Here is a 24,212-nt window from a genome sequence, read left to right on the forward strand (position 1 = left end):
GGGGGTTTTTTAAACCTCGCTGGTGTCCTCCGGGGGCGCCCCCCCCCCCCCGGCTTTGGGGGGGGGGCCCCCCCCGGGCCCCGGCGGCGCCATGTTGCCCCCCGCCCCCCCCCCCCCCCGGCCGGTACAGCTTCGCCGAGCCGATGTTCTTCAGCCTCGGCATCAGCTTGAAGTCGAGCACGTGGGCGAAGGCGAACCCGACGATGGACGCGCCGTGGGTGTCGGTGTCGAACTCGGCGTACTTCAGGATGTCGAGCAGGTCGATGGTGCCCCAGCGTCGCTCGATCTCGCCCTTGACGGCGACCAGGCTCTCGGGCTCCTCCCGCTTGCCGCGCGAGGAGACGCGAATCCACGGCTCGCCGAGCTTCTTGACGATAGCCACCCCGCCCGTCGTTCCCTCCGCCGGGGCGCGGTCGAATCGGTCCAGCGAGGTGCGGAGTCTGCCTTGCAGGTCGGCGATGAATTCCCCGGGGTCCTGCGGTTGACCCAGCGCAGCGTAGTGCACGTCCCGGTTGTCCTCGAAGTCCGCCGGCAGGTCGTCCTCCGGGTTGCGCCACCGGTTCGCCCCCACCATCTGACCGGGCACAGCCTGGTGCTGGAGATGCCCGCCAGGCCGCTGCCCGGCATCTACGACCCCCGGCAGGCACAAGGGACAGAACCCGTCCGACGCCAGCATCTACCGGGCGCTCGCCGAGCACGAAGAAGACCCAGCCGTACACCGGGATGCAGTCGAGACGGCACACACCGACTGCGCCGCCCTTCAGCAGCAGCGATTTATGTGGACACCATCACCGACGAACCGGCCGTGGCCACCGTCCGTACGCGGCCGCCCACCCGCCGTCGCCTGGTTTTCGTCCCCTCGACGAGGCGATCTTCGGGCCGGGCCACCTCAAAGTCTCGTATGCGAAGAGCCTGGTGCGGAAGGCTCCTTCGATCGGCACGGACGACATCCTGCCCGCCGAACGGGAAGAGGCGATCTTCCAGCACTACGGCACGACCTACGAGCCGGGCGCCGGGGGCGAACGGCAACTCGCCCGCCGCTGAGCGACCGAGTCGGGCCCAAGGGAGATGTTCGAGTCGTGATGCTCTTCCTGCTGCTGGTCCTCGTGGCCGTTGTCCTGGGAATCATCGGCGCGGCAGCCGAGGGCCTTGGCTATCTGCTGGCCATCGGCATCGTGGTCCTGGTGGCCGACGTGGCCTTCGCCGCCGTACGGCTGTCCCGACGCAGTCGGCGTCCCCTCCGCTGACCGCAACCGCAGACGACCGCCCTCATGGCCTGCGGTGCGGTGCGGGCGGCGCAAAAGAGCCGCCCGCACCGACGTTCACGTATGTCTGTGGCTGATCAGTCCTTTGTCGGCCCGCACAGGCTCGGCGGCGACAGGAGCCGTTTGACTGCCCGCGCTGCGGGACGCCCCGACACACTGGCAGGCCGCTCCCCGGCGACCCGGCGACAGCCTGGCGCCTGTGGACGGTCTCCTAGGGAGTGACCAGCATCGCGTTCCGCAATAGGGGGAAGGTCCTGGACGTCGACTCGGTCCCGCAGAGTGATGACCGTTCCTTGCCGACGGCTTTGCCTCCGCGCACGCGTTTTCGGGAAGGGGAACCTGCATGACAGTGAACGAATCCCCCCGCGGCACGACCCTGCTCTCGGATCCCCTGCGCAACAAAGGCACCGCTTTCGACCGCCGGGAGCGGGCAGAGCTCGGTCTCGACGGGCTGCTTCCGCCCGCGGTGGAAACGCTCGACCAGCAGGCCGACCGCGCGTACGAGGCGTTCCTCGGCTACGACAAGCCGCTGAACCGGCACATCTATCTGCGCCAACTGCAGGACACCAACGAGGTTCTCTTCCACCACCTGCTCACCGGCCATCTGGAGGAGACGCTGCCCGTCGTCTACACGCCGACCGTCGGGGAGGCATGCCGGCGCTTCAGCGAGATCTACCGCCGCCCGCGAGGACTGTTCCTGTCGTACGAGGACCGGCATCGCTTCCGGGAGATCCTGCGCAACCGCCCGCACCCGGACGTGGACGTCATTGTCGTCACCGATGGCCAGCGCATCCTGGGACTGGGTGACCAGGGTGTCGGCGGCATGGGCATCCCGGTCGGCAAGCTCAGCCTCTACACCGCCATCGGCGGCATCCACCCGGCCCGTACGCTGCCGATCCTGCTGGACGCCGGGACGGACAACGAGGAGCTGCTGGCCGACCCGCACTACCTGGGCCGCCGGAAGCACCGGGTCACAGGCGACGCGTACGAGGAGCTGGTGGAGGCATTCGTGTCGGCGGTGGAGGCCGAACTGCCGGGCACGCTGCTGCAGTGGGAGGACTTCGCGACCGCCCACGCCCGCCCGATCCTCACCCGCTACCAGGACCGGCTGCTGACCTTCAACGACGACATCCAGGGCACGGCCGCCGTCGCCCTCGGGGCGCTCACCACGGCCACGGCGGTCGCGGGCACCCGGCTGACCGACCAGCGGGTCGTGGTCCTCGGCGCGGGCTCCGCGGCGGTCGGGGTGGCCGACATGATCCGTACGGCGATGACGGACGAGGGCCTGTCACCGGACGAGGCCCGTTCACGCTTCTGGTTCGTGGACGTCGACGGACTGCTGGTGGACTCGCGTGACGGACTCAGCGAGGAGCAGCGCGTCTACGCCCGCAGCGACATGCGGGAGTCGTACGACCTGGCCGAGGTGGTCCGCCGGGTGGAGCCGACTGTGCTGATCGGCCTGTCCACCGCGAAGGGCGCCTTCACCGAGGAGATCGTCCGGCACATGGCGTCCACCTGTGAGCGGCCGGTGATCTTCCCGCTGTCCAACCCGACCTCCCACTCCGAGGCCGACCCCGCCGACCTCGCCCGCTGGACGGACGGCAGGGCCCTGATCGCCACCGGCTCGCCGTTCCCGCCACTGAAGGTCGACGGCCGCGAGATCCCGGTGGCCCAGGCGAACAACGTGTACGTCTTCCCGGCCATCGGCCTCGCGGTGACGGCCGCCCGGGCGACCAGGGTCACCGACCGGATGATGGTCGCCGCCGCCCGCGCCGTGGGCCGGTGCGCCGCACGGTCCGTGACGGACGGCGCCGGCCCCGCGCCGCTGCTGCCGCCGCTGCGGGGCATGCGCGAGGCCGCCCTGGAGATCGCGGTGGCCGCGGCGGTGGCAGCCGTGGAGGACGGCGTAGCACCGGAGGCGACCGAGGACGAACTCCGGGCGGCGGTCACCCGCACCCAGTGGGCCCCGCGGTACGAAAGCTGACCCGGCGCGCCGCGTCGGCGCGCCGACCGAGGGGACAGCGGCTGGCTGACGCCCGCGACAAGACTCGCGGGCGTCGGCCGGCTCCGCGCCGGAGTCCCGCATGAGATACCTCCCGGCGGGCACACGACTGTCCGGAAGGGAGAATCGAAATGGCCGCATTGATCCTTGTTCTTCTCCTCGCCCTCATATTGGGCGGTGCGGGATTCGCTGTTCACATCCTGTGGTGGATCGCCATAATCGTCGCGGTCCTGTGGCTCCTGGGTTTCGTATTCCGCGGCGCCGGAACCGGAGGAACGAGGGGCCGCTGGTACCGGTGGTGAGCAGGCCGCACAGCGCGGCCCTCGCCGGGCGGAAGCCGGGCACAGCCATTAGGCGCCTGAACAGCGCATAGAGGATTCCACCGATCGCCGCGGTGGCGACGATGGTCATCGGGCAGCCCCAACGCCAGTGCAGTTCCGGCATGTTGTCGAAATTCATGCCGTAGTTCCCGACCACCACCGTCGGCACCGCGGCCAGAGCCGCGACGGCGCTGATGCGCCGCATGTCGTCGTTCTGACTGACACCGACCTCCGCGCTCCAGGCATCCCGGGCGCTGTCGAGCATTTCCCCGAGCTGCTCGGTCTGTGCCACGACCCGTCGTAGCCGGTGCGCGACGTCACGCAGCGGATCGCCGCCCGGCCCCGATGCGGCGAAGACTTCCCACGCCTCCCCGAAAGCCAGCGCGGCGGGCCCGGCGGTGCGCCGGAGCCGGAAGATCGGGGCCTTGCGGTGGGATTATCGAGGTGCATCAGCGAGCGCTGAGTGGCTCAAGTGCCCGTTTCGAAGGTCGAGTTGTACGCGGCGACACGCCACGACGCTCGGGCCGAAGGGACGTCCAGCAGGGCTTTGTCGGCCAAGTATGGGGCGGTCCGCTCATGACTCTGCCCGTGATCCGTCGGATGGACCTCAGGGGTGCATGACGATCTTTCCCACGTGCCCCCTGCGGGAGAGTTCTTCCTGCGCCCGGGCGGCCTGGTCCAGTGGGAAGGTCGCCGCGATGACGGGCTGGACCTCGGCCCGACGGGCCAGGTCCATGAGGAGGTCGAAGTGTGTGGGCGTGTGCATCGAGGACCCGATGACCTGGGCGTTGTGCAGATAGAGACGGCGCACGTCGAAGGTCACGTCGTAGCCACCGAGTGCGCCGGCGATGACCCACCGGCCCCCTTCGCGTAGCAGCGGCAGCCCCTCGCTGACCAGCTCGCCGGCTACGACATCGAGGGCGACGTCGACGCCCTCCGGGGCAGCGGTGCGGATCTGCTCAGCGACGTCTCCCGCACGGTCGACGACTTCGTGCGCACCCGCTTCGCGCACCGCGTCGATCTTGGTTCCGCTGCTGATGGCGAGCACCCTCGCGCCGCGCGCACGGGCGATCTGCACCAGCGCGAGGCCGACGCCGCCGGACGCTCCCGTGACCAGGGCGGTTTCCCCCTTCTGCAGCCGGCCTCGCTCGATCATGCCCAGCGCCGTGCCGTAGGCGGTCGGCAACGTCGCGAGCTGGTCGTCCGTGAGCGGCGATTCCGTCACGTCGTGTACACGCTCCACCGGTGCTGTCACGTACTCGGCGTATCCGCCGTCGCGTTCGCTCCCCATCAGGCCCACCGCGTGGGCGTCCGGCCCGTCGCTGTCGTAGATCGCGGGGTCGACGACCACTCGGCGTCCGACGAGGCTCCCCTCCACTCCGGTCCCGACGGCCACGATACGGCCGGCCACGTCGGCGCCCTGGATACGCGGGAAGTCGATCGGGCCGCGCCAGCCCGACAGCGCCTTCGGGTCTCCCGGGCGGCCGTAGGCGCCCTCCCGGGTCCACAGGTCGGTGTTGTTCAGGGCTACCGCGCTGACCTGGACCAGTACCTCCCCCGCCCGCGGGGCAGGGACGGTGACCTGCGTCAGCTCAAGAACCTCCGGCCCTCCGTGCCTTGTGATGCGCACCGCTCGCATGAACTGGGACGCGCTCATTGCTTGAACCTCCTCGCAGGTATACTGATCTGTGAACATCTCTCACCGTACACCGATCAGTGAAGGGACCCGCGGTGCAGGAAGCGCGGCCCATGACGGCGGCCGGCCGCCGCATCGTGGCGGCCGCGGAGGAGTTGTTCTACCACCGCGGAATCACAGCAGTCGGCGTGGATCTGATCGCCGAGCACTCAGGGGTGACCAAGCGGACCCTGTACAACCAGTTCCGTTCGAAAGACCACCTCGTGGCGGCTTATCTCACGGGCCGCGATCAGCGCTGGCGGTCACTCGTCCGTGCCGCCGTCGAGGCCAGCGACACTCCCGCCGAGGCTGTCACCGCACCCTTCGAGGCACTGCGGACCTGGAGCGAGACCAACACTCGCGGATGCGCCTTCATCAACGCACTCGCCGAACTCCCGGACCCCGCGCATCCCGCACACCGCATCGCCGCGAACCAGAAGCTCTGGCTGCTGAACCTGTTCGAGGAACTCGCCGTCACAGCGGGCTGCTCGCACCCGGCCGCCCTCGCCACCCAACTCCTCGTGCTGCACGAGGGGGCTGTCGCCACGCAACCCCTCTTGCTCGACAGCCTCCCCGAGAGCACTGTCCTGGCACGAGCCCTGGTTCGAGCCGGCACATCGCCCCGCCACTAGAGCGTTTTCGACGAGGTGCCGCCGTTCGGCCAGGCTGGACGGTACCCGGTGTCTGCGATCGCAAGGCGGAGGATCGTCCTCGTACGAGGTGTACGGAGGCAATTCAGACAACACGGCCAGGTACGCGTGTCAGAGCCAGACATCACGACCTGGGTCATGATCCGCCGGCCAGGACTGCGTGGTGCTTCGTTACCTTGGGTCACCTCGCGTGGTAATGGGCGTCTTTCTGGGGGTGAAGCTCGGGGAGGTGGGCCGGGTCTTTGCCGCGGCGGGATCGGCGGCGCTTTGTAGCCTGCCCCTGCGACGGAACGCCCTCCGTGGGGCCTGTGCAACCGACTGCGCCCACACCTGCGGAGCAGGCGGTGGGTTCAGCCTGCCAGTTGCTGCAGCCATTCGCGCAGCAGAGCCGTCTCCGTGTCTCGCAGAGGTGCCCCGGCGCCCGCAGCCGGGGGCCCGCTGGTGAGCGCGGTTTGAAGTGCGGCATCGAGGGCTAGTGCGCGCGAGGCCAGGTCCGACCCGGATGAGGCGGGCGAGTCCGTGGTGACCGAGGCGATAACGGTGTCCCGCAGCCGTGCCGAAGTGGTCAGGTCCCGCTCCGTGGGCTCTTCGCCGATCAGCGCCAGCGTGACACCCGTTGTCGCCGCGTGGATGACGCGGGTCGCCTGCTCCACCGGAACCCGAAGGCGCCCGGCGTCGGCCGCCCGGCCCAGCAGTGTCACCAGCAGGGCGTGCGCCTCGTCCGCGGCCGGGGGCCGCCGCCCGGGCTGCACGGTGCCGTACATGAGCATGTAGAACGCGGGGTGCTGCACTCCGAAGTCGACGTGCAGGTCCCAGCCGCGGTAGAGGTCTGCCACCGGGTTGTCGGGGGTCAGCGCCAGTGCCTCCCGTTTCTCGGCCAGGTACAGCTCGAACCCGTAGGCGGCCAGCTCGGCCAGGAGTCCGTCCTTGTCGTCGAACATCCGGTAGAGCGCGGGGGCCGTGATGCCCGCGGCTGCGGCGACAGCGCGCGTGGAGACCGCTTCGCTGCCGCCCTCCTCCAAAAGCTTGGCGGCCACCTGGAGTACCTGGCGCCGCGCGGCGCGTCGTCCCTCGTTCATGGAACAACGATATCTCATTTTTCGTATCGCCGCCTTATCGGCGCTACCGTTTGAAGCGGAACGACGATCCACGCTGACGGTGGTCGGCGCCGGCCCGCGAGACCTGGGCATGCGCCGCACTCCGGCCGGGGCCGTCGGTCCGCCACTCGTGGAGCAGTGCGGGCGGGCGCCGCAGGGGGCCGCTCGTCGCCCGCCGGCACCACCGCCGAACACGCCGCCACCGCGGCAGGAGAGGAACCCATGTCCGACATCTCGATCGTCATCGCGTCGCATTCCGGCTACGGCCACACCGCGCAGATCGCCACGGCCGTCGCGGACGGCGCACACTCCGTCCCCGGTACGCAGGTCCACCGCGTGGACGTCGCCTCCCTCACCGACACCGACTGGGAACTGATGGACGCCGCGGACGCCATCATCTTCGGCACTCCCACCTACATGGGCACCGCGTCGGGGGCGTTCCACGCTTTCGCCGAGGCCAGCAGCAAGCGGTGGATGACCCGCGCCTGGAGCGACAAGTTCGCGGCGGGATTCACCAACTCCGGCTCCATGAGCGGCGACAAGCTGCACACCCTGCAGTACCTCTCGCTCCTGGCGGCCCAGCACGGAATGCTCTGGGTGAGCCTGAACCTCCTGCCCGGCTGGAACACCACCACATCCAGCCCCCAGGACGACAACCGCCTCGGCTTCTACCTCGGTGCCGGCGCACAGAGCTTCAACGACACCCCCGCGGTCCACGACGCAGACCTGAACACCGCCCGCCACCTCGGCCGACGCGTCGCCGAGCACACCCGAATCCACCGCGCCGGACTGACCGCCGCAACGCACTGACACAACGGTCCGCGGACGCCCCGCCCTGCACGAGCGAACAGCAACTCCGGAGCAGGAGGCCGCGAGTGGGGTCCACCCCGGTCGAAGGAGTCGCGGCGGCGAGCGTACCCGGCCGAATCGTTCGGCTTGGCGAGAGGCCGCGCGAGGCGTATCACCCACAAAGCGCCTTTCATTCATAAACCACCTTTTAGTTCTATTCAAAGGAGTGCGTCATGCAGCACCGGACACTGGGAAGCCAGGGCCTTGAGGTCTCGGCGATCGGCTACGGCGCGATGGGCCTGACGATGGCCTACGGATCCACCGACGAGGGGGCCGGCGTCGCCGCCCTCCGCCGCGCGCACGACCTGGGCGTCACCTTCTTCGACACCGCCGAGATGTACGGATGGGGCACCGGATCCAACGAGATCCTGGTCGGCAAGGCGGTCAGGGACTTCCGCGACGACGTGGTCCTGGCCACCAAGTTCGGTGTCGACATGTCGGTGCCTCCCGAGCAGATCGGCGGCGCTCTCAACAGCCGGCCCGACAACATCCGCAAGGTCGCCGACAACAGCCTGCGCTATCTCGGCGTGGATAACATCGACGTCTTCTACCAGCACCGCGTCGACCCCGAGGTGCCCATCGAGGAGGTCGCGGGCACCGTCAAGGAGCTGATCGACGCGGGCAAGGTGAAGTACTTCGGTCTCAGCGAGGCCGGACCCGAGACGATCCGCAAGGCGCACGCCGTGCAGCCGGTCTCCGTCCTGCAGACCGAGTACTCTTTGTTCGAACGGGACGTCGAGCAGCTCTTCCCCGTCCTGGACGAACTCGGTATCGGCTTCGTCGCCTACTCCCCCCTCGGCCGCGGGTTCATCACCGGCACCGCCAAGCCCGCCGGCCAGTACGAAGCCACCGACATGCGCAACGTCGACCCGCGCTGGCAGCCGGGCAACTTCGCGAAGAACCTCGAAGCCGTCGACCAACTCGCCGCCCTCGCGGCGGCCAAGGGTGCCACCGTCTCCCAGCTGGCCCTGGCCTGGCTCCTGACCCGGGGCGAGCACATCGTGCCCATCCCCGGCACCCGCAGCCCCAAGCGCATCGAGGAAAACGCCGGCGCCGCCGACCTCACCCTCACCAATGCCGACCTCAAAGCCATCGACGAGATCCTGCCTCAGGGCGGCTTCGGCGCCCGCTACACCAAAGGGCACGTGCCCACCTGGATCTGATGATCCACCCCGGGACAGATGCCACTCAGGCCGGCTCCGGCGAGACCAGCGCAGGGCCGCGGGGGCGAGGCGGACGGCGTCGCGTCAGCGCGTTCGGATGCGTATGGGCTGAGACGTGTACGGAGTGCGTCCTCGGCCCCACCGACGGGCCAGGCATGCGTGTTTCATAGGTGGCCGCTCGTGAAACGCCCCTCTGCACGGCGATCATGCTGCACGTTCCCTGATCCATGGGTCGGTGCAAAAGGACTGGCCTTCGAAACAGACACATGAAACAGCGATCGTGTGACCGACGACTTCCCGCGCATTGAGGCGCACGACTGCCCCATGTCCACCTGCGGCGTCCCGGCAGGCTGCCCGTGCCGAACTGGCAAGGGCGAGGTGGCCATCCAATACCACACCGCCTGCTTCCGCCTCGCGCCCCAGCTAGCGGTGGTTTGTTGACGGCGGGGCGGTAATGGCAGTACGCCGGAGGTGAGAGCCGATTCGCCAAGACCAGCCGCATCCTGGCCGAGCTCGCCGACGGCCACGCGGACCGCACCTGGGACAAGCGAATCCACGAACTCATCCGCTCCGACCTGCTCATCCTCGGCGACTTCGGCATGCGCCAGCTGGCCGCGTCCCCGGCTGATGACCTCTACGAACTCGTCTCCGAGCGGCAGGGCCGGTCCTTGATCATCACGAGCAACCGGGCACCCGGCGACTGGCATCCCCTCTTCCGAGCGCCCCTCGTCGCAGATCGGGCCGGTTTGCGGTCTGCTCACCGGGAGTGGGCTCGCGTCGGCGCACGGTGGCCTACAGCCAGTGGGCGGGTGGTGTCCGGAGCCGTCATCGTCAGTGGCTCCGGACACCGGCGTAACCGAAAAACCGGACTCACCACCGACCCCCACGCCCGACAGGCCTACCAGACCGCCCTGTCACAAGGCGACATACCCCCTCTGCCCATCCGGGCCGGCGAAGCCGTCGACCTCATCAACGACCTGCCATCCGCAGCCGACTCACAGCCCGCCGGTCACAGCCGAGCCGGTCACGAACCTCGACAACCTACCCAAATGTGCTTCGGTGGGCTGGCTGTTGATGCAGCTCCAGGACTGAAGGGAAGCGCCGCAGGCTGCTATAGTTCGTCTACCTACTTAGTAGGTAGACGAACTAGGCGCCCGAACACGTCGGAGAGCGATATGTCCATGCCCGAGACGCCCTCACGGATCTTCCGCGGGCGAGTCGCAGACCAGATCGTCGAGGACCTGCGCAGACAGATTCTCGACGGCACCCTGCCCGACGGCTCACGACTGCCGTCCGAGCGCGAACTCGCCGCCTACTACGACGTCAGCGGTCCCACCGTCCGTGAGGCGATCCGGGTCCTGACCGCGACGGGTTTGGTCAACACACGCAACGGCAGCCGGGCGGTAGTTACCGCCCAGGGCGACACCCTGCTCGCAGTGTCCATCGCCTCGCTGGTCCAGGTCGAGAAGGTCAGCGGAAGGGAAGTCTTCGGCCTACTCGGCGCCCTCAACGCTTACGCAGCCGAACTCGCCGCCACTCAAGCGAGCGACGAGGAGGTCACCCGACTACGGGAGTCGTCACAGGCGATCCCTGCCAGCGAGGGCGTGGCGCAGACCGCCACAGCCCTGCGCGAGTTCTTCGACACACTCTCCGCGATCTCGCACAACCCCCTGCTTGCCGCACTGTGCCGGTTCATCACCGAGATGCAGATCGAGCTCGCAGTGAAGCTTGCCGGCAGCGACAACCGCGACTTTGTACAGGTCGTGGGCTCGCTGCACACCGAGCGCATGCGGATCGTCGCCGCCGTCGCCTCCCGGAACCCCCGACACGCGGCCGCCGTGGTTCGTGACTACCACCGACTGACCGTCGAGCAGATCACCGAGGCTCGCAAGGCCGCCGGCGACAGTCCCGTTTCAGGGACCGCGCTCACCGAGGCACTGACCGCATGGCTCAGGACAAATGTCACTCTGGGCGGTCAGGTATCCAACCCTCGGGGCAGCCTTCTGTAGCCCCTCCCCCACCCGCGAGGATGTCTCGATCGAAACGTCCTTTTCCCATATAGCCATATCCGCTCAGCGCCCGAGCAATTCTCCAATCGGGGCGCAAACAGCCGATCAAAGCGGTCCATTCACCGCTGATCGGCCATTTGAGTTACTCCGCATCGGGAAATTCCTAAAAATAGGGAACTCTTAAGTAATTTCAATTCCTCTCACATTCTCGGCAGGAATGATTCCACTGGTATCAAACCGACCGAGGAGCCACCTCATGAATGCATTTGACCCGGCAGGCCCGTCCGGCGACGGCGATGCGAGCACCACCGCCAACCACACACATCGAAAGGGCGGACTGCAGCTGAGGAACAAGAAGACCCTCCTGATCACCGGTGCGGCACTTACCTGCGCCTTGGCCGGCTTCGCCACGGTGGGTACCTCCATGGCCTCCACCCCGTCAGCGGATTCGTCCGTGACCCCGTCGGCCCTTCCCACGGACGGCGGCCAGCGGAGCGACCCGGCCGACGGCGGCGCGACGGGCATCGTCCAGTCCAAGTCGTCCTCAGGCTTCACTTTTAAGACAGCCACCGGCGTGACGGTCACGGTGAGCGACACCGCGTCCACCACATTCACGAAGAACAACCACCGCACATCGGCCAAGGAGGTGAAGGACGGCACCAGCGTCCTCGTCCTGGGACTGGTCGACAGCGCCGACATCACGGCGTCCAAGGTCTTCGTCCAGCCGCACGGGGACGGTGGAGCAGCCGCCGCCGAGGAGGCCGGCGTGATCGCGTTCCAGCAGGGAACGCCGTCCCCGACGAAGTCGGTGGGCACGATTCCTGACTACACCGAGGGCGAAGGCACCGTCGTTAGCGGCTCGACCGCAGACAAGGCCACCCAGGCCGCGCAGGCCGTCGTGCCCGGCGGTATCGCCGACCGCGTCGTCAAGCTCGACGACGGCGAGTACGAGGTGCACAACATCAGCATCAACTGGCCGCACCACGTCTTCGTGAACAAGCAATTCAAGGTCGTCGGCTGGGAGTAAGAGGTAGGCCCGACGGGCCTCGGCACCACTGACCCGCCGCCTCCGACAATTGCTCGGGCGGTCGGTTGCTGCGGCAAGAAGCTGTTGGACATCGGCGGCCCGGGCGAAGCGCAGGATGGTGCCGCGGCTGAGGTGGAGTTCACGGGCGATGGCGCGCAGGCTGTCGCCGCGTTCGATGCGTTCGTGGATCTGCTGGGCGAGTGGCACATCCCGGCGAAGTCGTCGCTGTTTCGGGCCCGTCAGCGGCTGGGACCGGAGCCGCTGCGGGTGCTGTTTGCCACGACCGCGAAGCCGATGGGCACCCACGCCACTCCCGGGGCGTTCTGGCGCGGGCTGCGGCTGCTGGCGGTGGACGGAACCTGCTGGGACGTGGCCGACAGCGCGGCCAACGAGGCGGCCTTCGGCCGTCCCGGAAACAGCCGCGGCAGCAACAAGACGTGCTTTCCCCAGGTGCGGATGGCCTGTCTGATCGAGGTGGGCACCCATCTCGTGCCGGACGCGGAGCCGGCCGGCTGCCACACCGGGGAAGTCACCCTGGTCAGCCGCCTGCCGCACTCCTGCGGGCCGGGCCAACTCGTCCTGGCCGACCGGGAGTTCCTCGGTGTGCCGCTGTGGCGGGCCTTCGCCGACAGCGGTGCCGACCTGCTGTGGCGGGTGCCCGCCAACCGGATCCTGCCCGTCGACCGGATGCTGCGCGACGGATCCTGGCTCGCGCGCATCCACGCCACCGGTGACCGCGCCCACACCGATCCCGTCACGGTGCGGGTGGTGGCCTACCAGCTGACCGGCACCGGCTCCGCGGCCGGGGACTACCGGCTGGTGACCACCCTGACCGACGCGCGCCGTCATCCCGCCCGCCGACCGCGCTCTACCAGGAGCGCTGGGAAGCAGAAGCTGTCTTCGCCGAGCTAAAGACCCATCAACGCGGAGCTCGCACCATGCTGAGCAGCAAGCCCCCCGACGGCATCCTGCAGCAGATCTGGGCCCACCTGCTCGTCCACCACGCGCTGCGTGAGCTGATGGTGAGAACCGCCGCCCCCCGCGGCCTGGATCCCGACCGGATCTCCTTCACCGAAACCCTGCGCTCCGCCCGGCCCAGCGTGACCCTCACGCCGGGCAGTTTTTCCCCCTGACCTCCTGGTCAGAACCCTCGTCCCGCTCCAACACGACCTGCTCGAACGCCTCCTGCCCCACAGACACCTGCGCAGCCAGCCCCGCGTCGTCAAACGCAAGATGTCCAACTACCGGCTCAAACGGGCCCAACACCACACCTGGCCCCAACCCACCCACACCGGCATCCGAGCAGTCCGCATCCAACGGCCCCAACCCGCAACCGCGTAAAGCAACGGCATTGCCTCTAGGCCCGGCCACTTGGTCGGGCGAGGAAGTCATGTCACCAGCACATCTGTCAACTGACAGGTCCGCAGTTCCTTGAAAACCGTCGCGGACCGACCCTCGACCGTTACCGCGCGGCCCGTCTGTAGGAAGATTGGCACAGCGCCCACTTGAACCACGGCAACATCGGAACACGAGCATCACAGGACGGCGCTGGAGCAATGAATCTGAGGATCGGAGAGTGGTGATCAGCACTGGTGCGAAGGTCGACGGCGCGCGTGGGGTGTTCTCAGTGGATTCGACCGACCCGGGTGCCGCACCGCGGGGACTGGACACCTTCCGGCGCGGGTGGGAGACACAGATCGGCGACGATGTCTTCCAGCTGCCGGCCTTCAGCCCGGACACGATCGGTGACTTCCGGGTCAAGGGTCAGGTGGCCAAGGTGCAGGGCGCAGCGATCGCCGATCTTCACGCCGCGACGGCAACCCGGACCGCGGAGGTCCCGGGCGGCGATCAGGATCTGGTGGCCATGTACGTGGTGCAGCGCGGCGCATGGACTCTGGGCGGCCCGCCCGATTACGGCGACCAGACCGTATCGGCCGGGCAGTTCCTCATTCGGCACCTCGGGCGCCTGACGGCCTTCGAGACGTCGGCTCACCTCACGGCGAAGTTCTTCGTCCTGCCCCCCGGCGAGCTCAAACCCCTGCTCGGGAACCGGGTCATCACCGGGTCGGCGGTCTCTGCCGAGATACGCCTGCTGACGGCCCTCACGGACATGATCCACATAACCGTGGCCGACCTCGGCCCGGCCGGTGTGGAAGCCGCCCACAGCACCCTGATCGAGCTGGCCAAGGCGGTGATGAAGGGCCGGTTCGACGACGTAGAACCTCGGCTGGCTCCCGCGCTCACCCGGGCAGCCAAGGACCTCGCGGACCGCCGGCTCGCTGATCCCGAGCTTTCTCCGGCAATGCTTGCGCGCGAACTCAACGTCTCCGTCCGTACGTTGCACCGGGCATTCGCCGCTGTGGGAGAGCAGGTGGCCACCTACATCCGCCACCGGCGACTGCAAGAGGCCCGGCTCGCCCTCACCGCGCCGTCAGGTCGCCTGAGTATCTCGGAACTCGCAGCACACTGGCAGTTCGCGGACGGCAGCCACTTCACCCGTGCCTTCAAGAAGCACTACGGTCAGGCTCCCACCGAGTACGCCCGCTCGATCGAAGCAGCCTCGCTCTCGCCGAACAGGCACCCGCCGGGCCACGGGCCGGCCGAAAGCGCGTGACCAAAGGGGTGTTCTTCGCGGTTCGCATGTCTCACGAGACGTGGACTGCTGACTGACCCTGAGGTGGTGGTGTGGTTCACCCTTTTGGGGTGTCGCCGAGGTGAGCCCGGAAGCCGCCAATTGTTGATCTTGAGGTGTCAGCGCATCCGTCGGGCAGCGAGGTCGCGTTCAGCGACGCGCCGGGCAACCGCGTCGACGCTGGGGCGTGCGTACCGCTCCAAGAAGCGGACGGAGGCGTGGCGGGAGCGGGCCGGGAGCAACGGGGGAGGTGCCGCCCTCGGCGTCATGTGTCCGGGTGCTGTGGCGGATCTGGTGCAGTGGTCAGCCATCGCGCACGGCTCGATGCCGGTGCCCTGACCGGACCAGCGAACTCGGCATCGAACCGCTCCTGCCGAGTTCGCTGGTCCGCGTGCGCGACGATTTCAGCTGCGGGCCCGAGGACGGCGTTCCTCCTCGGCGTCGCTGCTCCCTGCGCTCGTCAGAATCGCGCTCGCGACAACCTCGAAGAGGTGGCCGGCGCGTGGCGCGAGCGAGTGTTGGTCGCCGAGCCAAGCGAGCATGGCCACCAGCGCAAACAAATCGGCGCCATCGATGTCGCTCCGCGCCACGCCTGCGGCCTGGGCACGGGTGAGGAGCCGCGCACCGGCCGCGCGCAGGGTGACGCACGAAGCGTGGAGTGCGGATTCGGTGTCCTCGATGGCGGCTGCCATCAGCACGGTCACGCCCCGATACTCGGTTGTCCACGCGACGCAGTCGCGTAGCCACGAAACGAGAGCGTCTTGGGGTGAGCTCGACGTTTCGAGCTCGGCTGCCTGTGCCGCCAGTTCGTCGAAGCTCGTGCGGAGCAGCGCATCGAGCAGCGCCTCTCGCGTCGGGAAGTGACGCAGCAGCGTCGCGAGCCCGACGTCGGCCCTGCGCGCGATGTCGCGCAGTGACACGTCGACGCCTTGCTCGGTGATGGCGGTGCCCGCTACTGCGAGCAGGTGGTCGCGGTTCTTCCTGGCGTCGGCCCGCATGTGTCCCTCTTGACTATCCGGATCAGTGGTCCATATATTCGGATCAGTGGTCCACATATATGGATCGCTGATCCGGATAAGCGTATCCCGCAGCGCGGGCAGGAGAAAACGATGCCGACACACACGATGAGGGCGGTCCGGCTCCATGAGCACGGTGGCCCTGAAGTTCTGCGTTACGACGAGGTGCCGATTCCCAAGCCGGGGCCGGGCGAAGTGCTCGTCCGCGTTCACGCGGTCGGCGTCAATCCTCCGGACTGGTACCTGCGCGGCGGGTTGACCAGGATGCCTGGGGAGACGGAATCGACGGTCAGCCTGCCGGTGATTCCGGGGACGGACATGTCGGGTGTCGTCGAGGCCGTCGCCGCGGACGTGGACGGCCTCGCCGTCGGTGATGAAGTCTTCGGTCTTCTGCGTTTTCCCAGCTTCCACGGCAGCGCATACGCCGAGTACGTGGCCGCGCCCGCGCCGGACCTCGCACGCAAGCCGGCCGGCATCGACCACGTACACGCAGCCGGGGCGCCCATGGCCGGGCTCACCGCGTGGCAGTTCCTGATCGACGTCGGACACGATCACCCCTCGCCCTTCCAGGAGGCACGGCATCACCCGACGGCACTCGACGCCGGCACGACGGTGCTCGTCAACGGCGCCGCGGGCGGCGTGGGCCACTTCGCACTACAGCTGGCGAAATGGAAGGGCGCACGTGTCATCGCGGTGGCGTCGGGCGCGCATGAATCGTTCCTGAGCGAACTCGGCGCCGACCAGTTCATCGACTACACCAAGAGTCGTCCCGAGGAAGTGGTGCACGACGTCGACCTCGTTCTCGACACGGTCGGCGGCCCCGACAGCAAACGCTTCCTGCGCACGCTCAAGCGCGGCGGCGCCCAGTTCCCCGTACTCCCCGGGGACTTTGATGAAGAAGAGACCGCGAAGCTCGGCGTCACGGTCTCGAGCGCCCAGGTCCGCTCGAACGGCGCGCAACTCGCTGAACTGGGGCGCCTGCTCAACGCGGGCACAATCCACGTCGCGATCGACAGCACGTTTGCGCTCGCGGATGCCCGGGCCGCGCACGAACGCGCCGCCCGAGGGCACATCCAGGGCAAGATCGTGCTCTCGGTCGCTTAGGAACGAGCCGTTTCACCGACGCGTCCGGCGCCCGTCCGTAGGGCACCGGCGGCCATCGAGACGCCGACGCGGAGAACTTGGGCGCGTCCTGGCGACCGCGCGGCCACGATGCTCGCAACGGCGGACCGAGCCGACCGCACTGGTCGGCTCGGTCCGCCGCAGGAGATCGCCGAGACGGTCGCATTCCTGAGGCCGGCAGAAGGGCGACATCACTGGCCAGCGGCAGCGGTCCGGCGTCCTGACGGTGGAGCGGTCGGTCGCAAGGCGGTACGCCGCTCATGTCACGCCCTCCGCCCTCCCGGCGCGCGCCGGGTGGCCGCTGTCGCTGTGCGCGCTGCGCGCCCGATCTTCCACCCGACAACCGAGCATGAGCGAGGCTTGATATGACGACAACTGCGGCTTTCGGCTGGGGAAGCAGCCACCTCAACACAACGCCGGCGGGAGAGGTGAAGCTCGACCCTGCAGAGCGGCTCGCCGTCCAGCAGACGCTGGCACGCTACGCCTTCGCCCTGGATCACGGAGATCTGGTGACGTTGGCGGGCGTCCTGACCGAAGACGCCACCTGGACGGCCAGCATCGCCGGTGAGGTCGAGCAGGGCCCCTTTGTCGGACACGCGGCGATTCTCGAACTGGTGCGAGAGGCGACGGACGCGCAGACAGAGCAGCGAAGGCACAACCTGATCAACATGGTCTTCCACCGGGCGGACACCGACACGGCAGTGGTGTGGGCCTACCTGATGCTCACGTCGAACGCGGGCGGGAGCGCGACCGTGATCGCGACCGGCTTCTACACGTTCACTCTGCGGCATGCCGAAGGCGCTTGGCGTATCGCGAAGGTGTTGGTCGGTCTGGACAACGCCGCGTGAAGCTCAGCGACTGCTGAGGTATCGGTCCAGGGGTGACTGTGATGTCGCTGGTGGTGTATCCCAGCGACATGCGGTAACCGATGGCGATGGCCAGCCGCTTGAACTACGGGTACGCGGTCCGCCCGATCGGGGCCAATATCCCCACCCGGCCCGGACGACAGCCCAACATCAAACCACCAACACCGAGTTGAACGGGTGACGGCTCCGCCCAACGCGGAACCCAGGATCAACAATTGGCGGCTTCGGTATCGCCCGATCCGACCGCGTCCTCAGGAACGCAGACGGTGCGGGTCTTGCCGTATGTCGCGCAGGCTTGAACCGTGAACTCCGCCGCCTGACCGAGCGGATTGACCCCGATGCCGACCTCCGGCAGCTGCACCGTCGCCCACTCATGCCAGCGCGCCCCCGAGCCCAGGGCCAGATCGGACCCAGCGTGGTTGCGGTGCGGGGCCCAGCCCCGAAAGGTCGGGGCGACCCGAGAGTTCGGCCGCTGCCCACCCAGGCCGACATCGCGGAAGCAGCGGTATTGATCAAGCGTGAGGTACGGGACGTCCATGCCCCGCCGGACCCGGGGCGAGCGGATTGCGGCCTCGGCCGCCACTCGCACCGGCCGCCGTGACAGATACCCCTCGTCGACGGCGAATCCGAAGAACTGGTCCATCAGACCGGACTCCTTGCCCCAGGTTGACGTACCAATAGGCCGTTCCTGTAACTGGGTCCGGACTTTCTTGAACGCCACCAAGTCCGACTCGGTGGCCGAGAGGACGTCGCGGCCACGGCCCTCCTGGTGCCCGGCGAACCGAGCCGTGATCCGCCCGTAGTCCTTCAGCGTGGAGCGGGCCAGGTCGGCGTAGGACATGTTCCGGCCCCACGAGCACAACGGCTCGACCGGCATCATCCTCTCGCCGTCCAGGTAGATCGTTGTGCCATCCGAGATCGACCGGTGTACCAACAACCCGGCCGCTTCTTCGCCGGACAGCAGTGGACTGAAGGGCTCCAGGACAACGTTCATCAGCCCGAGCGAATACCTCAGGAGATGGATTCAAACTGCCTCAAGAAGGTACGACCGCAGTTCAGCGGATGCCGCTACTCGTGTCCCGGGCAAGGCAGGGCGGCGCTGTGGGCGGCCTGAGCGTGTGACCGCCGCGGGATGTTGTCGATGCGGGCGCGGATCCGGGTGACCTCAGCGGCGGTGCCCGTGGGGCCCTCGGTCGTTTTAGGATCTCGGCGGTTCCCAGTGAGCTGAGAGGTGATCCTCCGCCTCGTGGCTCACCATCAGGCGGTGTTTCCTGCCCGACTTCCGCCGGCCGACCGACGGCGGACCCGCGTCAGCTCCCCCTCTCTTTCACCCGTATGTGGCAGCCGTCCGCACAGGCCCTGGACCCGTCGAGCTCGCCGGCCGCCTTGAGTTGCAAGGAGGATGCCGGCAACTGGTTGAAGACTCCGACCAGTTGCCGGCGGTCCAGGCGTCGGGGATGAACGTGTTGTGGAAGCGCCGTGGGCGCTGAAGAAGACTCAGTCGATCAGTTCGGCGGCCCGTTCGGCGATGGCGTAGACGGTCGCGTTGGTGTTGGCCGAGGGGATGGACGGCATCACCGAGGCATCGGCGATCCGCAGTCCGGCTATTCCGTGCACGCGCAGGTTCGCAGGGTCGACGACTGCATCGGCGTCGGTTCCCATGCGGCAGGTGCCGGTGTAGTGGAAGTAGGGGCCGGTGGCCTTGCGGATGAACTCGTCCACGGATTCGCCGCTCGTCCCGGAGCCGGGCACCGCTTCCTGCTTGCGCCAGTCGGCGAACGCGTCGGCCTCCCCGATGCGGCGTGCCAGGGCCAGGCCCTTGCGCATGATCTCCAGGTCACGGTCGTCGCTCAGGTAGCCGGGGTCGACGACGGGAGCGCTGCCGGGATTGGCGTCCGTCAGGCGCACGGTGCCGCTGCTGTGCGGAGCCATCGCGGAGAAAACGATGGAGTAGCCGTTGGCCGGCGGCTGGCCCCATGCCGACGGTAGCGGTGCGGCGACGATGTAGACCTGAAGGTCCGGCCGGGCCGCGGCGGGGTCGCTGTACAGCAGGCCCATCATCTCGGCCGGCGGGTTGGCAGGAACGAACGGTACGGGCTGGATGGCCTCGTACACCACGCCCGCCATCGGATGGTCCTGCAGATGGGAGCCCACTCCCGGCAGGTCGGCGACGACGTCGATGCCGTGTTCCTCAAGGTGTTGTGCCGGGCCGATCCCTGACAGCATCAGGAGGTGTGCGGAACCGATGGCTCCCGCGGTCAGTACCACCTCAGCGCTGTCGACGGACAGGTGCTCGCCACCGATGGTGTACTCGACGCCGGTGCAGCGGCCCGCGGTGGTGCGCAGCCGCTGCACGGTCGCGTCCGTGACGACGTCCAGGTTCGGCCGGTCGAGGAACGGACGGATGTAGGCGTCGGCCGCGCTCTGGCGGGCGCCGCCGGGCAGATTCATGTCACTCCACCCGAATCCGGTCTCCAGCCCGCTGCCGATGTCATCGGCGCGTGCGAACCCGGCCTCCACCGCGGCGTCGACGCCCGCCGTGGCCAGGGGATGGGGTTCGGGGACCGGGGCGACCACGACCGGCCCGTCCGTGCCCCGCACGGAGGCATTACGGCTGCGAGTGCTCTCGCTGCGGCGGAAATAGGGCAGCAGATCGTCGAAACCCCAGTCTGGAGCACCGAGGCCGGGCCATTCGTCGTAACCGGAGCGGTGCCCCCGCAGGTGATAGAGGCCGTTGATGCTCGACGATCCGCCGAGGGCTTTGCCGCGCAGTACGTCAGCGGCCCTGCCTGTACCGGACTGCACGGTCGAGGCGCCCAGCCAGAGGGATGACGGGTCGAACCCCAGGAAGCCCCAAGGAGATGCCATCGTCTCAGTTGCGTCCCGTGCTCCGGCCTCCAACAGCAGCACCCGCACGCCGGGGCGTTCCGAAAGCCGGGAGGCAATCACGCATCCCGCTGTGCCCGCTCCCACCACGACATAGTCATAAGGACTCTTGCTCATCATGTCTCCGCTTTCCAGGGCAGCCTTTTCCGACCACCGCATTTCAGAGAATCAGCGCCTCGAAGATCAAGGGGCTGATTACACTTATGTACTGAAGGGGCCCAAAAGTTAAGGTGGTTGTCTTCGCGTCAGTCCTGTCGGTTGCCCAGCCGCGTCCGGGCTCGGTGCGCAGACGGTGTGGAACCGGCCGGTCAGCAGCGAGCGGGCTCCAGTGACCCGGTGGCAAACGATCACCTTGATCCGGCGGGCCCGGGCACGCCCGATCCGCACACTGCCGTCTGTCGCCTGCCGTCGAAGCTTAGGAAAACCGACACAGCACGCACTTGAACCACAGTGACGTCCGTTCGGAACCTGAGCGCCACAGGACAACGCCGGAGCACGTACTTCGGTTCGTGCACGGGCGGGCCGGTGGCGGGAGAGTCGGCGTCACACAGCACTGCGGCAGGCTGCTCGTACGCGCAGACCAAGTTCTTGCCCTGCCACAAGTGACGGCCCCTTACCTCCCCCGATGGCCTCGTCAACCTGGGCCGGCAGCGAGGACGGCAGGTGGACCACTGAGACGCTCACCGGTGACAGATCGCGGCAGGGAGCCCCGCACGGTCGGCGTCCGTAGCGTCGCCGCGAGCCCAGTCGCCGCAGTACGAGGCCAAACCTGACGCCCCATCGGAACGATGTCAGGCCGAAAGCCAGGCGAGAGCTACTGGGTCACCGCCATCCTCATGAACCCCGACCAGTCACCGGCGGCTGAGGCGGCGGCGCTCCACAGCGAACGATGGGGTGGAGAACACGCCGCTCGCCGAGTTGAGGACCATCCGGGTCGGAACCCTCACCAACTCACCAAGTACCGGGCCCACATGGCCTGGTAGCACCCCAACGCACTCAACTGGTGGGTGTGCGCGGCGCGTTGTCAGTGGCTCCCGGTACGTTTTGCGAGCCACAGGCCGCGAGGCCGCGGCGTACACATCGCGACCGGTACTACTGGTACGCCCCGGACGACGTAGGGACACGCATGGAACCCGTATTCGCCGACTTCTCCACCAGCCCGGCCCAACTCTCGAACGCCGTGGTCACCCACCACCGCTGCGGCATCGCCCCCTCGCACCTCGCGCTGGGCGCCGGCGGTCACATCAAGGTGGACTTCACGGTGGGCGAGCGGGAGGAGATCGACGAGGCCGTCGTCACGGTGACTGTTCTCGGCGCGAGCGCTCCGATGGACGTCCTGCTCAACGGCAAGACCCTCGCGGAACGGCTGGCGATACCGGCGGACGGGGGGCACAGCGACCCGCAGGACACTGTCCTCACTGCGCCGGGGGAACTGTTGGCCGCCGGCGACAACGTTCTTGAGGTACGCAGCCCCGAGGGCGCGGACACACTGCTGCGCCTGCGTGCCGTCACCGTGGCTCCCACGCACGACCGGGACCGGGCGGAGCGCGCCATGGCGGCCCGGGCGGCCAACCGGTCCGTCGTCGCCTTCCGTGCCGAGGTCCGCGCCTCCGGCTCCACCGCCTGGCAGCCCGCTCCCCGACTGCTCCTCCACATCGACACGGGTGAGCGTGTCATGCCCGCGCACCTCTCCTGGCGCGGGGCGGACGGATCGGAGGCGGCGATGGGGCTGAGCGCGGACCTGTCCCGTTTCCTGGGACACCGCAGGACTGTCGACGGTACTGTCACCGAGTACCGCGGCACGCTCACCGACCGCTGGGCCTACCCCGAAGGCACGACCGGGGCCCGGCTGCACCGGTTCTCCACCGAGGAGGGACACGACAGCGCATGGTCCCCCTCGGGCGAGCTGCGGCTGCTGCTCGACGACGGAGGGGCGCCCGTGGAGCGCGTGTCCTGGACCGACCGGCGGGGCACCACCGCCTCGATTGCCCTGAGCCACGTGAACTCCGCCGGCACGCCCGAGGTGCGGCAACCCGTCGGCGAACTGCGGGACATCACTCGCACGGTCGCCGACGTCGAGGCGAGCGACGAGTTCTACGCGGCGGGCGAGGTCGCGGAGAACCTGCTCAGCAAGTCCCCGAGCAAGTGGCTGGCGGACGGTGACACCGCCGTGCTGGACTTCACCCTTGAGTACCCCGCCGCGGTCACCGTTTACCGGCTGACCTCGGCGAACGACGCCCCCGAACGGGACCCGGAGGAGTGGGAGCTCCAGGGATCGCACGACGGCGGTCACTGGACGACCGTGGACTCCCGCACCCGCGAACACTTCAGGCAGCGGTACGAGACGAAGGAGTACGCCGTCGCCTCCCCCGCGTCCTACGCCCGCTACCGCCTGAGCATTACCGACAACCACGGCTCCGAGCAGACTCAGCTTTCCCGGGTCCAGTTCCTCACGGCCGAGGTCGCCGCCGGGCCGGCCCATGGTGCCGCCGACTTCACCGGCTACCGCGCGTCCCGCGGGGGCGACCCCGTCGGATACCGGGGTACGACCGTCCCCGGCCCCTGGTCGGACACCGCCGGTCGGCAGGAGGGCCAGGAAGCGGGGCAAGCCCTGCAGAAGCTGCTCGCCGGCGACCTGGGCGAGACGGCCCGCGGCCTGGACGACGCCGCCCGGCTTGTCGCCAAGCTGGCCGCGTACCTGAAGAATTCCTGAAGCCCCATCGCCACACCGGCGAGTTCGAGAGGTCGTCGCAACACCGTGGTCGATTGATCAGGCTGCGGGCAGTGTGGACAGGCGCTCGGCTGGGGTTGCCCAGCTGAGCGTTTTCGCATGCGCAGGCTGTTGAGATCGGCGGCCGCTGTCGCCACGCGCGCGGGGCGTAGGCCGAAAGGTCGGCGTCCTTGGGGATGTACTGCCGAGGCGGGCCGTTGGTGCTCTCGTTCGAGCCAGGACGGATCGAACGAGAGCACGGCGGCCAGCAGGCCGGCTCCCACTCGCCACCAGCAGTAGGACAGCGCACCGGACTTCACCACTACCGTCACCAGCGCAAGCAGCCCGCCACAGGTCGCCGGACCGGATGCCGCAGTCCAGGCGCCTGCGGGCGGCCCCGTCGGGGGGCGGGGCGCTGCAGAACGGTCAGGAAGGTAGCCAGAGTGAGGGCCAGCTCGGTAGGGCGCGTCGTGGGGGGCGCGGTTGGCGGGCTCGCCAGGTGCCCAGGTGGTGAGAGCGTCACGGTCAAAAGCGTCCAAGGCGGCGAGGAGGGGTACGTTCAGATGTACGCCGACAGTTGGCAGGTGTGCGGATGCCGGTCCAGCACCTCAGGGTGTTCTGGAGGGTGTCGAGGACCTGGTAGAGGGTGAGGCCGGCCCGGGGATTTTTGGGGACAGTCGTTGTTTGGTGAGGAAGGAGTGGGCGGCGGACACGTGGGTGACGTGGTCGTGCCAGCCCGGCCAGGACCGGCCTTCGAAGTGGTCACGTCCCAGGCCGTGTTCGAGTTCACGGTGGTCATGCTCGATGCGCCGGCGGACCTTGGCCAGACATACGAGATCGGCGATCGGGGTATCCGCCGGCAGGTTGGACAGCCAGTACTCGGGGGGCCTCGGCGTCTTCGGGCCGATCGGTGGCAACCACCC

The 24,212-nt window shown here is 68.4% G+C and carries 19 protein-coding genes and 5 pseudogenes; 16 read left to right on the forward strand and 8 right to left on the reverse strand.

Annotation, left to right across the window (positions count from 1 at the left end):
- Nucleotides 1-223: pseudogene (locus ACFWP5_RS09675) on the reverse strand (Tn3 family transposase); the annotation flags it as partial.
- 546 nt (nt 224-769) lie between these two features.
- Here ACFWP5_RS09675 and ACFWP5_RS09680 point away from each other — a divergent pair.
- From ACFWP5_RS09680 to ACFWP5_RS09695, 4 genes and pseudogenes are all read left to right on the forward strand, one after another.
- Nucleotides 770-1,044, forward strand: a pseudogene (locus tag ACFWP5_RS09680) (PRC-barrel domain containing protein); the annotation flags it as partial.
- A 35-nt stretch (nt 1,045-1,079) separates the two neighbouring features.
- The gene (locus tag ACFWP5_RS09685; protein ID WP_384152931.1) at nt 1,080-1,247 is read left to right on the forward strand and encodes a hypothetical protein; all 168 of its coding nucleotides are present in this window, start codon (nt 1,080-1,082) and stop codon (nt 1,245-1,247) included.
- A gap of 361 nt (nt 1,248-1,608) precedes the next feature.
- Nucleotides 1,609-3,249, forward strand: a complete 1,641-nt coding sequence (locus tag ACFWP5_RS09690) for an NAD-dependent malic enzyme (RefSeq protein WP_384152934.1) — start codon at nt 1,609-1,611, stop codon at nt 3,247-3,249.
- A gap of 149 nt (nt 3,250-3,398) precedes the next feature.
- On the forward strand, nt 3,399-3,569 hold the full coding sequence (locus ACFWP5_RS09695) for a hydrophobic protein (RefSeq protein ID WP_384152937.1): 171 nt from the start codon (nt 3,399-3,401) through the stop codon (nt 3,567-3,569).
- A 64-nt stretch (nt 3,570-3,633) separates the two neighbouring features.
- Here the strand turns inward: ACFWP5_RS09695 and ACFWP5_RS09700 are convergent.
- Nucleotides 3,634-4,005, reverse strand: a pseudogene (locus ACFWP5_RS09700) (CorA family divalent cation transporter); the annotation flags it as partial.
- A gap of 189 nt (nt 4,006-4,194) precedes the next feature.
- Nucleotides 4,195-5,244, reverse strand: a complete 1,050-nt coding sequence (locus tag ACFWP5_RS09705; protein WP_384152940.1) for a zinc-binding dehydrogenase — start codon at nt 5,242-5,244, stop codon at nt 4,195-4,197.
- Between the two features lie 92 nt (nt 5,245-5,336).
- On the opposite strand from ACFWP5_RS09705, the gene ACFWP5_RS09710 reads away from it, so the two are divergent.
- A complete protein-coding gene (locus tag ACFWP5_RS09710; protein ID WP_384152943.1) occupies nt 5,337-5,894 on the forward strand; it encodes a TetR/AcrR family transcriptional regulator in 558 nt (185 codons plus the stop codon).
- A 368-nt stretch (nt 5,895-6,262) separates the two neighbouring features.
- Here ACFWP5_RS09710 and ACFWP5_RS09715 read toward each other — a convergent pair whose 3' ends face one another.
- Nucleotides 6,263-6,991 carry a TetR/AcrR family transcriptional regulator gene (locus ACFWP5_RS09715; RefSeq protein ID WP_384152946.1) on the reverse strand — a complete coding sequence of 243 codons (729 nt, stop codon included), beginning with the start codon at nt 6,989-6,991 and terminating at the stop codon, nt 6,263-6,265.
- 240 nt (nt 6,992-7,231) lie between these two features.
- Between ACFWP5_RS09715 and ACFWP5_RS09720 the strand changes: the two genes are divergently transcribed.
- The 8 genes and pseudogenes from ACFWP5_RS09720 to ACFWP5_RS09755 all read left to right on the forward strand — a co-directional run bounded on the left by ACFWP5_RS09720 (nt 7,232) and on the right by ACFWP5_RS09755 (nt 14,671).
- Nucleotides 7,232-7,819 (forward strand): flavodoxin family protein, encoded by a 588-nt coding sequence (locus ACFWP5_RS09720; RefSeq protein WP_384152949.1) that lies wholly within the window; start codon nt 7,232-7,234, stop codon nt 7,817-7,819.
- Between the two features lie 212 nt (nt 7,820-8,031).
- Nucleotides 8,032-9,021 (forward strand): aldo/keto reductase, encoded by a 990-nt coding sequence (locus tag ACFWP5_RS09725; RefSeq protein ID WP_384152952.1) that lies wholly within the window; start codon nt 8,032-8,034, stop codon nt 9,019-9,021.
- A gap of 479 nt (nt 9,022-9,500) precedes the next feature.
- Nucleotides 9,501-9,746: pseudogene (locus tag ACFWP5_RS09730) on the forward strand (ATP-binding protein); the annotation flags it as partial.
- Nucleotides 9,747-10,196: 450 nt separating this feature from the next.
- Nucleotides 10,197-11,030: a FadR/GntR family transcriptional regulator gene (locus ACFWP5_RS09735; protein ID WP_384152955.1), complete on the forward strand. Its 834-nt coding sequence runs from the start codon at nt 10,197-10,199 to the stop codon at nt 11,028-11,030.
- Nucleotides 11,031-11,286: 256 nt separating this feature from the next.
- Nucleotides 11,287-12,057 carry a hypothetical protein gene (locus ACFWP5_RS09740; RefSeq protein WP_384152957.1) on the forward strand — a complete coding sequence of 257 codons (771 nt, stop codon included), beginning with the start codon at nt 11,287-11,289 and terminating at the stop codon, nt 12,055-12,057.
- 84 nt (nt 12,058-12,141) lie between these two features.
- Nucleotides 12,142-12,969 (forward strand): IS4 family transposase, encoded by an 828-nt coding sequence (locus ACFWP5_RS09745; protein ID WP_384152960.1) that lies wholly within the window; start codon nt 12,142-12,144, stop codon nt 12,967-12,969.
- A gap of 26 nt (nt 12,970-12,995) precedes the next feature.
- Nucleotides 12,996-13,190: a hypothetical protein gene (locus tag ACFWP5_RS09750; RefSeq protein WP_384152962.1), complete on the forward strand. Its 195-nt coding sequence runs from the start codon at nt 12,996-12,998 to the stop codon at nt 13,188-13,190.
- A 356-nt stretch (nt 13,191-13,546) separates the two neighbouring features.
- Entirely contained in the window at nt 13,547-14,671 is a 1,125-nt protein-coding gene (locus tag ACFWP5_RS09755) for a helix-turn-helix domain-containing protein (RefSeq protein WP_384152965.1), read from the forward strand.
- A gap of 422 nt (nt 14,672-15,093) precedes the next feature.
- On the opposite strand, the gene ACFWP5_RS09760 is transcribed toward ACFWP5_RS09755, so the two are convergent.
- Nucleotides 15,094-15,687, reverse strand: coding sequence for a TetR/AcrR family transcriptional regulator (locus tag ACFWP5_RS09760; RefSeq protein ID WP_384152968.1), 594 nt, complete (start codon nt 15,685-15,687; stop codon nt 15,094-15,096).
- Between the two features lie 111 nt (nt 15,688-15,798).
- Here ACFWP5_RS09760 and ACFWP5_RS09765 point away from each other — a divergent pair, with 111 nt between their 5' ends.
- Both ACFWP5_RS09765 and ACFWP5_RS09770 read left to right on the forward strand, forming a co-directional pair.
- A complete protein-coding gene (locus ACFWP5_RS09765; RefSeq protein ID WP_384152971.1) occupies nt 15,799-16,809 on the forward strand; it encodes an NADP-dependent oxidoreductase in 1,011 nt (336 codons plus the stop codon).
- 446 nt (nt 16,810-17,255) lie between these two features.
- Nucleotides 17,256-17,675: a nuclear transport factor 2 family protein gene (locus tag ACFWP5_RS09770; RefSeq protein ID WP_384152974.1), complete on the forward strand. Its 420-nt coding sequence runs from the start codon at nt 17,256-17,258 to the stop codon at nt 17,673-17,675.
- Between the two features lie 226 nt (nt 17,676-17,901).
- Here ACFWP5_RS09770 and ACFWP5_RS09775 read toward each other — a convergent pair whose 3' ends face one another.
- Nucleotides 17,902-18,687, reverse strand: a complete 786-nt coding sequence (locus ACFWP5_RS09775; protein WP_384152976.1) for a hypothetical protein — start codon at nt 18,685-18,687, stop codon at nt 17,902-17,904.
- Nucleotides 18,688-19,190: 503 nt separating this feature from the next.
- The gene (locus ACFWP5_RS09780) at nt 19,191-20,699 is read right to left on the reverse strand and encodes a GMC family oxidoreductase (RefSeq protein ID WP_384152979.1); all 1,509 of its coding nucleotides are present in this window, start codon (nt 20,697-20,699) and stop codon (nt 19,191-19,193) included.
- Nucleotides 20,700-21,705: 1,006 nt separating this feature from the next.
- Between ACFWP5_RS09780 and ACFWP5_RS09785 the strand changes: the two genes are divergently transcribed.
- Nucleotides 21,706-23,292, forward strand: coding sequence for an alpha-1,2-mannosidase (locus ACFWP5_RS09785; protein ID WP_384152982.1), 1,587 nt, complete (start codon nt 21,706-21,708; stop codon nt 23,290-23,292).
- A gap of 605 nt (nt 23,293-23,897) precedes the next feature.
- On the opposite strand, the pseudogene ACFWP5_RS09790 reads toward ACFWP5_RS09785, so the two are convergent.
- Nucleotides 23,898-24,192, reverse strand: a pseudogene (locus tag ACFWP5_RS09790) (IS701 family transposase); the annotation flags it as partial.
- Nucleotides 24,193-24,212 lie beyond the last annotated feature (20 nt).

Origin of the sequence: Streptomyces sp. NPDC058469, from assembly GCF_042721125.1 — a bacterium.
GTDB lineage: Bacteria > Actinomycetota > Actinomycetes > Streptomycetales > Streptomycetaceae > Streptomyces.

Excerpts from the sequence above, each read along its gene's own strand:
- ACFWP5_RS09690 (WP_384152934.1), top strand. The coding sequence starts at position 1,609 with ATGACAGTGAACGAATCCCCCCGCGGCACGACCCTGCTCTCGGATCCC.
- ACFWP5_RS09695 (WP_384152937.1), top strand. The coding sequence starts at position 3,399 with ATGGCCGCATTGATCCTTGTTCTTCTCCTCGCCCTCATATTGGGCGGT.
- ACFWP5_RS09705 (WP_384152940.1), bottom strand. The coding sequence starts at position 5,244 with ATGAGCGCGTCCCAGTTCATGCGAGCGGTGCGCATCACAAGGCACGGA.
- ACFWP5_RS09710 (WP_384152943.1), top strand. The coding sequence starts at position 5,337 with ATGACGGCGGCCGGCCGCCGCATCGTGGCGGCCGCGGAGGAGTTGTTC.
- ACFWP5_RS09715 (WP_384152946.1), bottom strand. The coding sequence starts at position 6,991 with ATGAACGAGGGACGACGCGCCGCGCGGCGCCAGGTACTCCAGGTGGCC.
- ACFWP5_RS09720 (WP_384152949.1), top strand. The coding sequence starts at position 7,232 with ATGTCCGACATCTCGATCGTCATCGCGTCGCATTCCGGCTACGGCCAC.
- ACFWP5_RS09725 (WP_384152952.1), top strand. The coding sequence starts at position 8,032 with ATGCAGCACCGGACACTGGGAAGCCAGGGCCTTGAGGTCTCGGCGATC.
- ACFWP5_RS09735 (WP_384152955.1), top strand. The coding sequence starts at position 10,197 with ATGTCCATGCCCGAGACGCCCTCACGGATCTTCCGCGGGCGAGTCGCA.
- ACFWP5_RS09740 (WP_384152957.1), top strand. The coding sequence starts at position 11,287 with ATGAATGCATTTGACCCGGCAGGCCCGTCCGGCGACGGCGATGCGAGC.
- ACFWP5_RS09750 (WP_384152962.1), top strand. The coding sequence starts at position 12,996 with ATGCTGAGCAGCAAGCCCCCCGACGGCATCCTGCAGCAGATCTGGGCC.
- ACFWP5_RS09760 (WP_384152968.1), bottom strand. The coding sequence starts at position 15,687 with ATGCGGGCCGACGCCAGGAAGAACCGCGACCACCTGCTCGCAGTAGCG.
- ACFWP5_RS09765 (WP_384152971.1), top strand. The coding sequence starts at position 15,799 with ATGCCGACACACACGATGAGGGCGGTCCGGCTCCATGAGCACGGTGGC.
- ACFWP5_RS09775 (WP_384152976.1), bottom strand. The coding sequence starts at position 18,687 with ATGAACGTTGTCCTGGAGCCCTTCAGTCCACTGCTGTCCGGCGAAGAA.
- ACFWP5_RS09780 (WP_384152979.1), bottom strand. The coding sequence starts at position 20,699 with ATGATGAGCAAGAGTCCTTATGACTATGTCGTGGTGGGAGCGGGCACA.
- ACFWP5_RS09785 (WP_384152982.1), top strand. The coding sequence starts at position 21,706 with ATGGAACCCGTATTCGCCGACTTCTCCACCAGCCCGGCCCAACTCTCG.